General features: G+C 71.0%; 10 protein-coding genes. 5 read left to right on the top strand and 5 right to left on the bottom strand.

Annotated elements, in window-relative coordinates; all coding sequences use genetic code 11:
* Positions 1 to 80: 80 nt before the first annotated feature.
* Positions 81 to 1,028, bottom strand: coding sequence for a TatD family hydrolase (locus tag KIH31_RS07480; RefSeq protein WP_214426465.1), 948 nt, complete (start codon positions 1,026 to 1,028; stop codon positions 81 to 83).
* Between the two features lie 152 nt (positions 1,029 to 1,180).
* Between KIH31_RS07480 and KIH31_RS07475 the strand changes: the two genes are divergently transcribed.
* From KIH31_RS07475 to KIH31_RS07465, 3 genes are all read left to right on the top strand, one after another.
* Positions 1,181 to 2,233, top strand: coding sequence for a MoxR family ATPase (locus KIH31_RS07475; RefSeq protein WP_214426464.1), 1,053 nt, complete (start codon positions 1,181 to 1,183; stop codon positions 2,231 to 2,233).
* Positions 2,234 to 2,243: 10 nt separating this feature from the next.
* The gene (locus KIH31_RS07470; protein WP_307857576.1) at positions 2,244 to 3,638 is read left to right on the top strand and encodes a DUF58 domain-containing protein; all 1,395 of its coding nucleotides are present in this window, start codon (positions 2,244 to 2,246) and stop codon (positions 3,636 to 3,638) included.
* Between the two features lie 101 nt (positions 3,639 to 3,739).
* Positions 3,740 to 6,115, top strand: a complete 2,376-nt coding sequence (locus KIH31_RS07465) for a DUF3488 and transglutaminase-like domain-containing protein (protein ID WP_214426463.1) — start codon at positions 3,740 to 3,742, stop codon at positions 6,113 to 6,115.
* Positions 6,116 to 6,229: 114 nt separating this feature from the next.
* Here KIH31_RS07465 and KIH31_RS07460 read toward each other — a convergent pair whose 3' ends face one another.
* Entirely contained in the window at positions 6,230 to 7,723 is a 1,494-nt protein-coding gene (locus KIH31_RS07460; RefSeq protein WP_214426462.1) for an NAD-dependent succinate-semialdehyde dehydrogenase, read from the bottom strand.
* Positions 7,724 to 7,899: 176 nt separating this feature from the next.
* Entirely contained in the window at positions 7,900 to 8,769 is an 870-nt protein-coding gene (rsmI, locus tag KIH31_RS07455; RefSeq protein ID WP_214426800.1) for a 16S rRNA (cytidine(1402)-2'-O)-methyltransferase, read from the bottom strand.
* Positions 8,770 to 8,856: 87 nt separating this feature from the next.
* Between rsmI and KIH31_RS07450 the strand changes: the two genes are divergently transcribed.
* Positions 8,857 to 10,527, top strand: coding sequence for a phospholipid carrier-dependent glycosyltransferase (locus KIH31_RS07450; RefSeq protein ID WP_214426461.1), 1,671 nt, complete (start codon positions 8,857 to 8,859; stop codon positions 10,525 to 10,527).
* Positions 10,528 to 10,594: 67 nt separating this feature from the next.
* Positions 10,595 to 12,418: a long-chain fatty acid--CoA ligase gene (locus KIH31_RS07445; protein ID WP_214426460.1), complete on the top strand. Its 1,824-nt coding sequence runs from the start codon at positions 10,595 to 10,597 to the stop codon at positions 12,416 to 12,418.
* 45 nt (positions 12,419 to 12,463) lie between these two features.
* Here the strand turns inward: KIH31_RS07445 and KIH31_RS07440 are convergent, their stop codons facing one another.
* On the bottom strand, positions 12,464 to 13,564 hold the full coding sequence (locus tag KIH31_RS07440; protein WP_307857575.1) for a TIGR01906 family membrane protein: 1,101 nt from the start codon (positions 13,562 to 13,564) through the stop codon (positions 12,464 to 12,466).
* 112 nt (positions 13,565 to 13,676) lie between these two features.
* Positions 13,677 to 14,669, bottom strand: coding sequence for a stage II sporulation protein M (locus KIH31_RS07435; RefSeq protein ID WP_214426459.1), 993 nt, complete (start codon positions 14,667 to 14,669; stop codon positions 13,677 to 13,679).
* Positions 14,670 to 14,722: the final 53 nt, after the last annotated feature.

Here is a 14,722-nt window from a genome sequence, read left to right as displayed (position 1 = left end):
CGACCCCGGCTAATAGTTATCTACCGTAACCGAAATGTGATAATTCGACCAACACGTAGTCGCACCGGGTGGACAGCCGGTCAGCTCCAGTTGCCGTAGGCGCGCTCGGTGTTCGCGGCAATCCGGGCCCCCAGTTCGGCGAGGTCGGCCCCCGCGAGTTCGGCCATCGCACGGACCGTGTAGGGCACCATGTAGGACGCGTTTGGCCTGCCGCGGTACGGGTGGGGTGTGAGGAACGGCGCGTCGGTTTCGACCAGGACCAGTTCCGGATCGGCCACGGCGAGCGCCTCGCGCAGGTTCGCGGCGTTCTTGAAGGTGAGGGTGCCGGCGAAGGACATGAACCAGCCGTTCGCGTTGCAGAGCCGGGCCAGTTCCGCGTCGCCGGAGAAACAGTGGAAGACCACCCGCTCCGGCGAGGCCTCCTCGCGCAGGACGCGGACGACGTCGTCGTGGGCGTCGCGGTCGTGGATCTGCACGGTCAGCCCAAGCCGCCTGGCAATGTCGAGGTGCCGCCGGAAGCTGTACTGCTGGCGTTCGACGCCTTCGGCCGGAGTGCGGAAGTAGTCCAGGCCTGTCTCGCCGATGGCGCGCACCCGGGGGTGGGCCGCGAGCACCTCGATCTCGGCAAGCGCCTCCTCCAACTCGCCGGCCGCAGCCAGTTCCGGCGCTTCGTTCGGGTGCAGGGCCACTGCCCCGAGCAGCCGCCGGTCCAGGTCGAGGGCCTCGACGGTGAAGCGGGAGGAGGCCAGGTCGCAGCCGACCTGCACCGCGCCTTGGATGCCGACGGCCTCCGCCGCATCGAGCGCATCCTTGACGGACACGGAAACCAGCCCGTCCCGGAAGTCCAGGTGGGTGTGGTTGTCCATCACCGGCACCGGCAGCGGCTCCGGAGCAGGCGGGTAGTCGAGGTTGCGGCGGCGGCCGTCCACGTCCTTGCTGCCGCGCGCCGCGCCGTCGCCCGCGTGCGCCGCACCCTCCGCGGGGTCGGGCTGTCGGCGGTAGGCGGCGGGGGCGGGATGGTGGCTCATGTCTCCAGCCTAGGTCCCTGCGGCGGGCACCCGGGAACTCTCTGCGGCGGGACGGAGTTCTGCTAGTAATCTTGGATCATCCGGCGGGACTGGAGCCCCGGCGGAGGTGCGGTTGCCGCTGTGCGGCTGCCGACTGTGGCGGAAGGCTTCCGATGGATTTTCAGAACCGCATGACCCTCCCCGAGGAGCTTGACGAGCCCGCGCAGCCGGCGCCTGCCGCCCGCCCGGCGGCGCTGACGCCGCAGGACTTCCTCCGCGCCAGCGAGCGGGTGCTTTCGGTGATCAACACGGTCATCGACGGCAAGCCCGAGGCGGCGCGGCTGGCCCTGACCGTCCTGCTGGGACAGGGCCACTTGCTCGTGGAGGATGTGCCCGGCGTAGGCAAGACCATGCTCGCCAAGAGCCTTGCCCGGGCCATCGACTGCTCCGTCAGCCGGATCCAGTTCACTCCGGACCTGCTCCCCTCCGACGTCACCGGCGTCTCCGTTTACAACCAGGCCTCGCGGCAGTTCGAATTCCGGCCCGGAGCCGTGTTCGCGAACATCGTCATCGGCGACGAAATCAACCGGGCGTCGGCAAAGACCCAGTCCGCGCTGCTCGAATGCATGGAGGAGCACCAGGTCACGGTCGACGGCGTTTCCTACCCGCTGTCCGAACCCTTCATGGTCGTTGCCACCCAGAATCCGATCGAGATGGAAGGCACCTATCCCCTGCCGGAGGCGCAGCGGGACCGCTTCATGGCCCGGATTTCCATGGGCTACCCGGACGCCGCCTCGGAGATGGAAATGCTGCAGACGCACCAGTCCGTCAGCCCGCTGGAGGCGGTGCATCCCGTGGTCTCCGCGGCGGAGGTCGCCGCAATGATAGGCGCGGTGCAGGGAATCTTCGTCTCGCAGGCGGTCAAGGAATACATCGTGTCCCTTGGCCGCGCGACCCGGGAGGATCCGCAGGTCCGGCTCGGCGCCAGTCCGCGGGCCATGCTGCAGCTGCTGCGGGCGGCCAAGGCAGGGTCGGCGCTGGCCGGCCGGGACTACGTGCTGCCCGACGACGTCATGGACGTGGCGGACCCGGTCCTGGCGCACCGGCTCCTGCTGAACCGCCGGGCCGCCGGGGCCGGCGAGACGCCGTCGTCGGTGCTCGCAGCGATCCTGGCCAGGCTCCCTGTAGCCGCCGGAGACGGGCAACGCTCCTTCGGCGGCCGGTAGGACGGCGGCCGTGGACCCGGCAGCCAGGCTGGCAGCCACCGCGCTGACGCCGCGGGGCTGGGGGGTTGCGGCTTCGGGCGTGCTCTTCCTGCTCCTCGCCCAGGTGATGGGCAGGCGCGACCTGCTCAGCCTGGGTCTGTTCCTCATCGTCCTTCCGCTGCTGGCACTCGCCGGGCTGCGGCTGCTCAAGCCGCGGTTCAGTGTCTTGCGCGAATTCGTCCCGCCGGGGGTGCAGACCGGCGAACAGGCCGTGGTCCACCTGACCGTCAGCGGGCCGGCCGGTCCTGGGGGCCGGGTGCTGCTGGAGGACCGCCTGCCCGCCCGGTTCGGCCCCGGGGCGGTGTTCGGCTACCCGTCGCGTTCCAGCGGCCGCGGCGGCCCCAGCCGTTACAGCTACCGGCTGACTTCGGACCGGCGCGGGCTCTTCCCGATCGGCCCCGTCACCGCCGAGTTCACCGACCCGTTCGGCCTGTGCCGGCACCGGCATGCCCTCGCCGGGACGGACACCTTGACGGTCACGCCCGCGGCCGTCGAGCTGCCGGCCAACGCGCTGACAGGTGCGCGCAGCAGCGACGGCACGTCCCCGACCCGGCTGCGAGCCACGCCGAGCGACGACGACGTGATGACCAGGGAGTACCGGCACGGGGACCCGATGCGGCGCGTGCACTGGGCGGCGACAGCCCGGCAGGGGAATCTGATGGTGCGGCAGGAGGAATCGGTGACGACGCCGGAGGCCGTCCTCATCCTCGACCAGCGCTTCCACGCGTACTCCTCCGGCTTCGCCGCGGCGTTCGGTGCGGGCGGCCAGGACGGGGAGAACCACCCGCCGCAGCTGACGAGCGAAAGGTTCGAGTGGGCCGTGACCGCAGCCGTGTCCGTGGCGACGCACCTCCTCGACCGGGGCTACACGCTGCGGCTGCTGGACACACACGCGCTGCCGGGGCTGTCCCGTTCGGTGTCTGCCTCCGCGCCGGACGCCGAGGAATTCGACGGGCCCGCGGGGTTGCAGGCCATCCGGGAGGGCTTGGCGGCGCTTGAGCTCCGCGACCCGCCGCATCCCCGCCACGGCACCGGGGCGGGACCCGAGACCGGCAGGGGAACCGCCTTCGACGAGGAACTGCTGAACAAGCTCGCGGTCCACCGGCACCGCGGCCCGCTCCTGGCCATCCTCGGCCAGCTGTCCGACGCCGACGCCCGGTTGCTCGCTGCGGCCGCGGACACCGGTGCGAATGCGTTCGCACTGGTGGTCTCCGAACATGGCACCGAAGCACAGTCCGCCGTCGACGTCCTGCGCCACGCCGGGTGGAAGGCGGCCGCCGTGAGCCCGCGAACACCGCTTCGGGCAGCCTGGTCTTCGCTCGATGCGCCATTGCCGCCGCCTCCCCCGCGGCGGGGCCGGCGGTGACGGCCACCGCCACCCGGCAGGGCGCCGCAGGCCCAGCCGGGGCGGGGTTAAGCGGCGGTCCGGGCGGCGGGTCCCCCGGCGCCGGGACCATGCCGTGGGTGATGGCCGGAGCCGTTTTCTGCGCGGTTGCGGGCAGCTCCCTGGCGCTCAACGGGGTGTTCCGCGGGTGGGCGTGGCTGCCGGCGGGCCTGGTCACGACCGGCGGCGTGCTGGCGGCGGGAGCATTCGCACGCAGCCTGCGGGCGCCGGCCGCCGTCGTCCACCTGGTCCAGGCAGCCGCCCTCGCCTGCCTGCTAAGCACTCAGTTCCTGCGTTCACACAGCCTGCTCGGCTTCATTCCCGTCCCTGACACCGTTACCGCCCTGGGTCCCCTGCTCGGCCGGGCCCGCGACACCTTGGTGGGCGAGACGGCGCCGGTGCAGCCGAACGCAGCCATCGTGCTGGCGGCCTGCGCCGGGCTGGGTGCGGTGGCCATTCTCACAGAGGCCCTCGCGGTCTCGCTGCAGCTGCCGGCCCTGTCCGGCACGGGCATCCTGGCGGTGCTGGTGGTGCCGGCGCTGGTGAAGCCGGAGAGCGCCGGGCCGCTCGGCTTCGCTGCTGGCGCCGCGGGTTTCCTGTTGATCCTCGCCTGCAGCCAGTGGTATGCCGGCGGCACGCCGGGAAGGCCGGGCCTGTCGGCGCAGCGGTCCCTGGCCGGAGGCCAGGCCGGCCGTGCCGCACTCACCGGCACCGCCGCGCTGGCCGTCACCGTCCTGCTCACCGCCGTCGTGCCCGGCTTCACGACCGGCACCTTTCCGCAGGGGTCGCGCTTCAACCCGTGGGGCTCGGCCACCGGCCTTAACCCCATGATCGCGCTCGGCAACGACCTGCGCGAAGCAAGCGGCCAAAGCAGGATGACCTACGCGACCGACGCCACAACCCCGCTCTACCTGCGGGCGGTGACCTTGGATGACTTCGAGGGAAGCGTCTGGCAGCCGACACCCCGGGACGACCAGCGGCAGCTGGGCGTGGGCCGGATGGGTTTTGACGTGCTGGGTCCCGGCCAGTCCGGCAAGACGACGACCACCCGCATCGACTCGGGCGATTTCAGCAGCCCCTGGCTGCCGGTCCCCTACGCCCCGGTCAGCGTCCTGGGCCTGGACGGCAAATGGACCTGGGATCCGGAGACGCTGTCCATCAAGGGCGAGGACACCAACTCCGCAGGCCAGAATTACCTGGTGCGCAGCGTCACCCCGGACCTCGGGCCGGCAGCGCTGGCGGCGGCGGCGGACCCGCCGCGCAGCAACCTGGACCGGCAGTTCCTGGCCCTGCCGCCGGTTCCGGACATCATCAAGTCCACCGAAAACTCCGTGGCCGGCGGCGCCCGCACACCCTATGAGAAGGCCCTTGCCATCCAGCGCTTCCTGCGCTCCGGGGACTTCACCTACTCCGAGCAGGCACCGGTCGACGGCGGGTACGACGGCAGCGGCATGGACGTGATCGCCAAATTCCTGCAGGCCAAGAGCGGCTACTGCGTGCATTTCGCGTCCACGATGGCGGTCATGGCCCGGCTGGCCGGCATCCCGAGCCGGATCGCCGTGGGCTACGCCCCCGGGGAACCCACCGGCAGGACCGTTCCTTCCGAAGACGGCGTCAAGCTCACCGAGTACCAGGTCGACTCCCGCGACGCGCACGCGTGGCCTGAGCTGTACTTCGAGGGCCTCGGCTGGGTTCCGTTCGAGCCGACGCCCTCGCGGGGGGCCGTCCCCGACTATGCCGTGACCGACTCGCCGCAGCGGCCGGGACGGACGTCGGCCGACAGCCTGGATCCGCGGCAGGCGCCCAGCGGCGCAGCGGCCGCCCCCAGCGCGAAGCCGACGACGCCGGCCGCGGCCGCCCCGGCACCGGCTCAGCCTGCACGGGGCACCGACTGGCTGCCCGCCGCGGCCGGGCTGCTGCTGGCCGGCCTGCTGGCAGCGGCCCCGGCAGCAAGCCGCGCTGCCCTGCGGCGCCGGCGGTCGGGACGGCCCGGGGGTGCAGCGCCGTGGGACGAACTGACCGACCTGGCGGCGGATTACGGTTCGCCGCCCTTGGCCAGCGAGACGCCGCGGCGGTTCGCCGGCCGCCTGCTGCGCGGCGCAGCCGGGCCGCAGGCGGCGACGGACGCGGTGGCCGCGTCGCCAGGGATGCCTGGGCCGGCAGGGGCGCCGGCCGAGGCTGAGGCCGCCCTTGGACGCCTGGCGAGGCGCTATGAGGAGACCGCCTACGGCCGTCCCGGGCCGGAGAGCGGCGGCGCAGACGAAGCCCGGCGCGAGGAAGCCCGGCGCGACCTCTCCGCGGTGCGCAGCGCGTTGCGCGGGCGGGCGCCCCTGCTGCAGCGCGTGCGCGCCGTCGTCCTGCCGGCGTCGATCTTCTCCCGCTGGGGCGCCTGGCTGCGCCACCCGCTGCGGCGACGTCGGCGCGGGCACACCGGCCACTCCGGTTGGCACGCCCGGTAAGCAGAGTCCGGTGAGCACAACCCGGTGAGCACAAAGGACCGGCGATAGGGAGATTTCCCTATCGCCGGTCCAGGTTGCTAACGCCGACGCGCTGACGCGCCGCCGGCAGTCTGCCTAGCCGACCGGGCTGTCGGTGTACGGGTCGGCGATGCCGATGTACTGCGTGTACAGGTACTCCTCGATGCCTTCGAGCCCGCCCTCGCGGCCCAGGCCGGACTGCTTCACGCCGCCGAACGGAGCGGCCGCGTTGGACACGACGCCGGCGTTCAGGCCGAGCATGCCGGTCTCAAGCCGCTCGCCCATCCGGAGCCCGCGGTTCAGGTCCTTGGTGAACACGTACGCCACGAGCCCGTACTCGGTGTCGTTGGCCAGGCGCACAGCCTCGTCCTCGGTCGAGAAGGTCACGATCGGCGCGACCGGGCCAAAGATCTCTTCCTTCAGGATCCGCGAACCCGCAGCGACACCGGTCAGCACGGTCGGCTGGTAGAAGTAGCCCGGACCGTCCACCGGGGCGCCGCCGATCACCGCGGTCGCGCCGTTGCCGAGCGCGTCCGAGACGAGGTCGTGCACCTTGTCTCGGCTCTTGCCGTCGATGAGCGGACCCACCTTGGTCTCATCCTCGGTTCCGCGGCCGGTCGGCATGTCCGCCATCTTCGCGGCGAACTTGCGCCCGAACTCCTCCGCCACGGATTCGTGCACGATAAAGCGGTTCGCGGCCGTGCAGGCCTCGCCCATGTTCCGCAGCTTCGCGAGCATCGCGCCGGTCACGGCGGCGTCCAGGTCAGCGTCCTCGAACACCACGAAGGGGGCGTTGCCGCCGAGCTCCATCGAGGTCCGCAGCACGTTGCCGGCCGCCGCCTCCAGCAGGCTGCGCCCCACCGGCGTCGACCCGGTGAAGGAGAGCTTGCGCAGCCGCTCGTCCTTGATCAGCGGCCCGGTCACGCCGCCCGCGTCACGGGTGTGCACGACGTTGAGCACGCCGTCGGGCAGCCCCGCCTCCTGCATGACGGCCGCGAACAGCGACGACGTCAGCGGGGTCAGGTTGGCCGGCTTCAGCACCATCGTGCAGCCGGCGGCCACTGCCGGGGCAATCTTGCGCGTCGCCATCGCCAGCGGGAAGTTCCACGGGGTGATCAGCAGGCAGGGCCCCACCGGCTTCTTGTTCACCAGCAGCCGGGACTTGCCGTCCGGGGACACCGAGTACCGGCCGAAAGCCCGTACGGCCTCCTCGGAGAACCAGCGCAGGAACTCCGCTCCGTAGGTCACTTCGCCGCGGGCCTCTGTCAGGGGCTTGCCCATCTCAAGGGTCATCAGGAGGGCGAAATCATCCGCGCGTTCCGTCACCAGCTCGAACGCCCGGCGCAGGATCTCCCCGCGCTCCCGCGGGGCCGTCCGCGCCCACGACTCCTGGGCCGCCGCAGCGGCGTCCAGCGCCGCCGCCCCGTCCTCGGGGCCGGCGTCGGCGATCGTCAGCAGCGTCTTGCCGGTCGAGGGGTCCTCGACGTCGAAGGTGCCGCCCGCTGCAGCCGGGCGCCACTGGCCCCCGATCAACAACCCGGTCGGTACTGATGCTAGAAGTTCGCTCTCGCGCTCGGTCGTCACCGACATTGCTGCCTCCACGGTTCGTCGTTGAAAAATCTTGCTGCGCGGCGTGCGGATTGCGGCCCGCCGATTGAGGCCACGCTATCCCCGTGCGCGGAGCAGTGTCCATGCAAGGCTGCACGACGGGACCCCCGCTCTGCTGTGCAGCAGTACAAACGGTCGGGGCAGCGGCCGGGTGCCGGTCACCGGGCGGCGAGCACCGCAGCGTACAGCTCCCGCTTGCTCAGCCGCTTGTCCTCGGCCACGGCGGCCACGGCCTCCTTCAGCCGGGCGCCCTGCGCAACGAGGGCGTTGACAGCCTCCACGTGGTCCTCGGGCCGGTCCGGCACTGCTTCCGGCGCACCGGCGACGACGACGGCGATCTCACCCCGGACCTCGGAACTTTCCGCCCAGCCCAGCAGCTCCTGCAGCGGTCCGCGCAGCACCTCCTCGTGCAGCTTGGTCAGTTCCCTGGCAACGGCCGCGCGCCGGTCCGGGCCGAAAGCCTCGTGCAGCGCGCGCAGCATCGGCTCCAGCCGGTGCGGGGCCTCGAAGAACACCATCGTGCGGCGTTCGGCGGCGAGTTCCTTCAGCCGGCCGGCCCGCTCGCCCGCCTTCCGCGGCAGGAACCCTTCGAAGCAGAAACGGTCCGTAGGCAGGCCTGAGAGGGCGAGAGCTGTGAGCACGGCCGAGGGACCGGGCACGGCGGTGACGACCAGCCCCGCCTCCACCGCTGCCTCGACCAGGCGGAACCCGGGGTCGGAGACTGCCGGCATGCCGGCGTCGGTAACCATGAGCAAGGTGCTCCCGCCGCCGACCAGCCCGAGCAGATCCGCTGTCCGGGAGGCTTCGTTGTGCTCGTGGTAGCTGATGATCCGGCCGCCGACGGTGATGCCAAGGGCTTGGACGAGACGGTGCAGGCGCCGGGTGTCCTCCGCGGCGACGACGTCGGCGGTTTGCAGCAACTCGACCAGGCGCGGCGACGCGTCCCCGATGTTCCCGATCGGGGTGGCCGCCAGGACGATGCGGCCTTCCCCGTCCTGGCCGGGCGCCGGCAGCACCTGCCCTGTCATTGTCTCGTCGGTCTCCTGCGGGCCTGCGCTGCTCTCATCCACTCCCCCAGCCTAATCGCCGCGGACGGCCCGGGCGCGGGCGGTAGCATGGCAAGCGTGAGCCCAGCCGCCCCCCGCCCTGTTGCCGTTGCCGAGGCGCCCGTGAACGACGGCGGACGGGAGCCGCAGTGGCTCCGCGATCCTGCGGAGGCCGTCACGGCGGAGGCTCTGCGTCGCCGCCTGACCGGCCCGCTTGCCAGCTGGCGCGACTATCCGCCGTCGCTGCGCCTCTGGTACTGGCTGACGCCGGTGCTGACCGCAGTCATCGGCGGGATCCTGCGTTTCGTCCGCCTCGGCGACCCGCACAGCCTGGTGTTCGATGAGACGTACTACGTCAAGGATGCCTACTCGTACTTGATTAGCGGCTACGAGCGGAACTGGCCGGACAAGGCCAATGACGCGTTCAACGCCGGGGACCCTTCGGTCATCCTGAGCACCCCCGAATACGTCGTCCATCCGCCCGTCGGCAAGTGGATGATCGCCTTCGGCATGGCGCTGTTCGGCCCCACCAACACGTTCGGCTGGCGCTTCTCGGCCGCCCTGACCGGGACGCTCTCAATCCTGCTGGTGGCGTTGATCGCGCAGAAGATGCTCGGATCCGTCACGTTGGGCGGAGTGGCCGGGCTGCTGACCGCCGTCGAGGGCCACCACCTCGTGATGTCGCGCACCTCGCTGCTGGACATCTTCCTGATGTTCTGGGTGCTGGCGGCGTTCGGCGCGCTGCTGCTGGACCGCGACGACGGACGGCGGCGGCTCGCCGCCAGAGTCAGCAGGGCCGCCGGCGCCCCTGGGGCCCTGCTGAGCGGGCCGTGGCTGTGGTTCCGCCCGTGGCGCCTGGCCGCCGGCGTGTGCCTGGGCCTCGCCGTCGGCACCAAATGGTCCGGGCTGTTCTTCCTGGCCGGCTTCGGTCTGCTGACCGTGTTCTGGGACCTGGGCGCCCGCCGGGCCGCGGGGATCAGGCACTGGGCCGGCGGCGGCGTCCTCAAGGACGGCCTGCCTGCCTTCCTGAGCATCGTGCCGACCACTGCCGTCGTCTACCTCCTCACCTGGACCGGCTGGTTCCTTTCGAGCAACGCCTATGACCGGCATTGGGCGGAGAGCAACCCGTCCGCGGCCTGGGGGTGGATCCCCAATTCGCTGCGGTCGTTGTGGCACTACCATCTCTCCGCCTACAACTTCCACACCGGTCTCAGCGCCGACCACCCGTACAAGGCCAACGCCTGGACCTGGCTGGTGATGGGCAGGCCCACGTCGTTCTACTACGAATCCCCGAAGCCGGGCCAGGACTCCTGCACCTTCAGCGGCTGCACGGAGGCGATCCTCTCCGTCGGCAACCCGGTGATCTGGTGGAGCGCCGCCGCCGCACTTGTCGTGCTGCTGTTCTGGTGGGTCGGACGGCGGGACTGGCGCGCCGGCGCGATCCTGGCCGCCGTGGCAGCCGGCTACCTTCCCTGGTTCCTCTACCCGCAGCGGACCACGTTCTTCTTCTACGCCATCGCCTTCGAGCCGTTCCTGGTGCTGGCGCTCGTGTTCTGCCTCGGGCTGGTCCTGGGCCGGCCAGCGGACCCGCCGGGACGCCGGCAGGCGGGCGTTCTCGTCGTCGGCCTGTTCGTGGTCGCAGCCCTCGTCTGTGCCGCGTTCTTCCTGCCGATCTGGACGGCGGAACCGATCACCTACAACGAGTGGCGCCTGCGCATGTGGATGCCGAGCTGGATCTGACGGCGGCAGGAGCTGTCCCACGGGCTACGATGCTGTCGGGGGGACGCCGGGAGAAAGCGAGTACAGGGTGAGGGAAGCCGCGACGGAGCTGCTGGTCGATCTGGACCCGCGGAGCAATGTCACCGACCTGCTGCGGGACCAGCGCCGGAAGGATCCGGAGCACGCCCTCTATGCGCGGAAGGTGCCCGGAGGCTGGGACACGGTGACTGCGGCCCGCTTCGAGGACCGGGTGCGTGCCGTGGCCCGGGGCCTGATCGCAGCCGGCCTCGTCCCCGGCGGCACGGTCGCCGTCATGTCCCGGACACGCTTCGAGTGGACCCTGGTGGATTTCGCGATCTGGTACGCCGGCGGTGTCACCGTTCCCGTCTATGAGACCTCCTCGCGCAGCCAGGTCTCGTGGATTTTGTCCGATTCGGGAGCGAAGATCGTCCTGGTGGAAGACGAGGCAAAGCGGGACCTGGTGCGGGAAGCTTCCGGCACCGCCGACGGCCCCGGCCCGTCCATCTGGAGCATGACGGAAAGCGCGGACGGCGCGGATCTGGCCAGCCTTGAAGCTTCCGGCGCCGGTGTTGATGACGACGCCCTGGAGCGCGCGCGCTCCGCAGCCGGGCTGGCCGACGTCGCCTCGCTGGTCTACACGTCCGGGACCACCGGCCGGCCCAAGGGCTGCGAGATCACCCACGGCAACTTCGCACTCGTGGCCCGCAACACGATCCTGTTCCTGCCCGAGATCCTCGACCGGCCGGACACGCGGACCCTGATGTTCCTGCCGCTGGCCCACGTGCTGGCCCGCGCGGTGCAGGTGATCTGCCTGGCCGCGGGAACCACCGTCGCCCACGCGGCGTCCGCGGCGGAACTGATTGAAGACCTCGGCACCTTCAAGCCCACCTTCCTGCTGGCGGTCCCGCGCGTCTTTGAAAAGGTCTACGCGACCGCGCAGCAGAACGCCGAAGAAGCCGGCAAGGGCCGGGTGTTCGAACTCGCCGCGCGCACGGCGATCGACTATTCCAAGGCCTTGGACGCCGCTGCGCGCGGCACCGGCCGGGGGCCCGGGCCGTTGCTGCGGATCCGGCACGCACTTTTTGACCGGCTGGTGTTCGCCCGGGTCCGTGCGGCCTTTGGCGGGGACCTGCAGCACATCGTGTCCGGCGCCAGCGCGCTCAACCCGCGCGAGGCACATTTCTTCCGCGGTGCAGGGCTCATCCTGCTGGAGGGCTACGGGCTGACCGAGTCCACGGCACCGTGCACCGCCAACACCCCGAGCCATACCAAGGTCGGCACCGTCGGGATCCCGATGCCGGGCACCACCATCCGGGTCGCGGCCGACGGCGAGGTGCTGGTGAAGGGCATCGGCATTTTCCGGGGGTACCACCGCAACGATGCCGCCAATGCTGAGGCCTTCGCGGACGGCTTCTTCCGCACCGGCGACCTCGGGGAGCTCGACGAAGACGGTTTCCTCACCATCACGGGCCGCAAGAAGGACCTGCTGGTCACTGCGGGCGGCAAGAACGTCGCGCCCGGGCCGCTGGAGGAGAAGCTGCGCGAGAGCCGGCTGGTTTCGCAGGCCGTCGTCGTCGGCGAGGGTCGCCCGTTCGTCGGGGCCCTGCTGACGCTGGACCCTGACGGCCTCGCCGCCTGGTGCCGGGCGCGGAAGACCGCAGTGCTCACCCCCGCGCAAGCCGCCGCGTCCCCCCAGGTGCTGGCGGAACTGCAGGGCGCCGTCGATGCAGCCAACGAACTCGTCTCGCGCGCCGAAGGGATCCGCAAGTTCCGCGTGCTGGACACGGATTTCACCGTCGAATCGGGCCTCCTCACGCCGTCCCTGAAGCTCAAGCGGGCCAGCGTGCTGGAAGCCTACGCCGACGACGTCGAGGGCCTCTACGCGAAGTAGCCCGGCCCCGAGCGGGGCCGGGCTGTTTCCGGGCTCAGGCCGGGCTCAGGCCGAGCGCCGGGCCGCCTTCGGGTTGCGGGAGCGGGCGCTGCGTTCGCGGCGGCGACGCGTGGGCCAGGTGAGCACGATGGTCAGCAGCGACACCAGCAGGACGAGCACGCCGATTACCAGACCGGCGTCCATCCAGAACTGCCCCGGGTAGAGCCGGATGAGCGCGTCGTCGAGGTAGAAGGTCCAGGTCCCCTGGGCGAAGAAGAGCCGGTGCAGGTCCGTGAAGAACTGTTCCCAGCCGATGAAGCCGAGCACGCCGAGCAGGAGCACGATCAGCAAGGTGGCGATCGCTCCGCCGAAGAGGCCGCGGCGCACTCCCCCGTTGCTGCGGCGCAGCAGGTAGATGATGATGATGACGGCCGCGACCAGCAGCACGGTGCCGGCCAGGAAGGTGGTGCCGATGACCGACTTTACATCCGCCATATGGCTGACTTCGCCCTGCGTGAAGAGCTGCTTGCCGTCCGTTCCGACCAGGTCGCCGAGGTAGCGCGGGCCGGCGAAGTTGACCAGGTAGTCCACCCCGTAGGAGCCGTAGGTCATCCGGTCATCGAGGCTGAAACCGTAACTGTCCGAGGGGAACCCGGGCCGGTGGTATTCCACCCAGAGGAACAGCGGCGTGGTGACGGCGCGGATGGCACCGATGATGGTGAGCAGCGGGAAGAACACCGCAAGCAGCACCTGCATCACCCGGGGCAGCACAGGCCGGGCCTGGGCGGCCTGGTCGCGTTCGGCGGCACGCCGTTGGCTTTCCTCCGCCGGCGGGCGGACCGAGAGCATGCTGGTCGGCGTCGGATCTTCCGCGCCGGTGTCTTCCACCGCGGACGCCCCCGCAGCGGGGGCTTGCTGGGCTGCTTCATCCTTCGCGGGCTCGTCTTTGGCGAGCTTGTCCGTCGCTGGGGCTACCGGCGCAGCATCTTCCTCGGCGCGGACCGGTTCGGAGGCCTCGGCGCGGGCAGCCCCCTCAGCAGCAGGAGCTTGTCGACTGGCAGCAGCCTCCTCGCGTCGGCCGCGCGGCTTCATCCATTCGAAGGCCGGTTCGTCATCCTCGGTGGCCTCCGCGGCCAGCTCGGGGTTTTCCGGCTTCTTCTCGCTCACAGCTCTGTCACTTCCGTCGTCGTCGCACCCGCACGGCGGATGCAGGGAACATCTGCTTCGAGGTTACCGGCTGCGCGGCCGCCAGCGGCTGCGCCACCCCGGGCAGCCCGGTTCAGGACGCCGCGAGCGTGCTGCCGGTGTCGCGGGCGGCGAGGTCCCCGCGGTGCCCTGCCGCGACCGCGCGCCTGCCCAGCAGCACGGTGTAGGCCCAATAGGCCGCGAGCACTGTGACGCCGATGCCGATCTTCGCCCAGACCGGCAGCGCGCTCGGCGTCACGAAGCCCTCCACGAGTCCGGACACGAACAGCACCAGGACCAGTCCGAGGGCCACTGTCACCATGGAACGGCCCTCCTGGGCCAGGGCGTCCAGTCGTTTGCGTCGCCCCGGCGACACCCAGGCCCAGAACAGCGACAGTCCGGCGGCCCCCGCCACGAAGACCGCCGTCAGCTCCAGCAGCCCGTGCGGCAGGATGTAGCTGAAAAACACGTCGAGCTTGCCGGACGAGGCGAAAAACCCGGCCGCCAGGCCGCTGTTCTGCGCGTTCGAGTAGAGCACCATCGGCACGAACAGGCCCGTCACGCCGAACGCGACCTCCTGCGCCGCCACCCACGCGTTGTTCGTCCACACCGCGCCGGCGAAAGACGCCGCCGGATTCTCGGAGTAGTAGTTGATGAAGTCCTCGTTCACGTACCGGCGTATCCGCGCGTCGCCGCCGAGCGCGGGGATCACCTCCGGCGTCGAGGCGACCCACACCGCATACAGGACTCCGACCACGGTGAAGGCCGCCCCGATGGTGAGGGTGAGCCAGCGCAGCCGGTAGAACGCCGCGGGCAGGGAGAACAGGAAGAAGACGGCCAAGTCCTCGAGGACATTGGAGCGCGCGCCGGTGAAGCGCACCCGGGCGCGGGCGAGCCGGGTGGACAGCGACGCAGAGAGCGGGCTTTCGGGGGCCAGCGAGCGGACCGTGGACAGGTGGGCGGACGCGAGCTGGTAGAGCCGGAGCATTTCGTCCGCTTCGGCCCCGGTCAACCGGCGGCGCGACGCGAGGGCGTCCAAACGGTCCCACTCGGGCCGGTGCACGGCGGTGAAGGCGTCGAGGTCCACGCCCTTACCCTAGCGGCCTGCACCCACCCGCGTCCCGCTAGACTTGGCCCACA

Origin of the sequence: Paenarthrobacter sp. DKR-5 (assembly GCF_018531425.1) — a bacterium.
In the GTDB taxonomy this organism is placed as follows: domain Bacteria; phylum Actinomycetota; class Actinomycetes; order Actinomycetales; family Micrococcaceae; genus DKR-5.
Note: the sequence above shows the minus strand (reverse complement) of the source record. Positions and strands in the feature narration are given on the sequence as shown.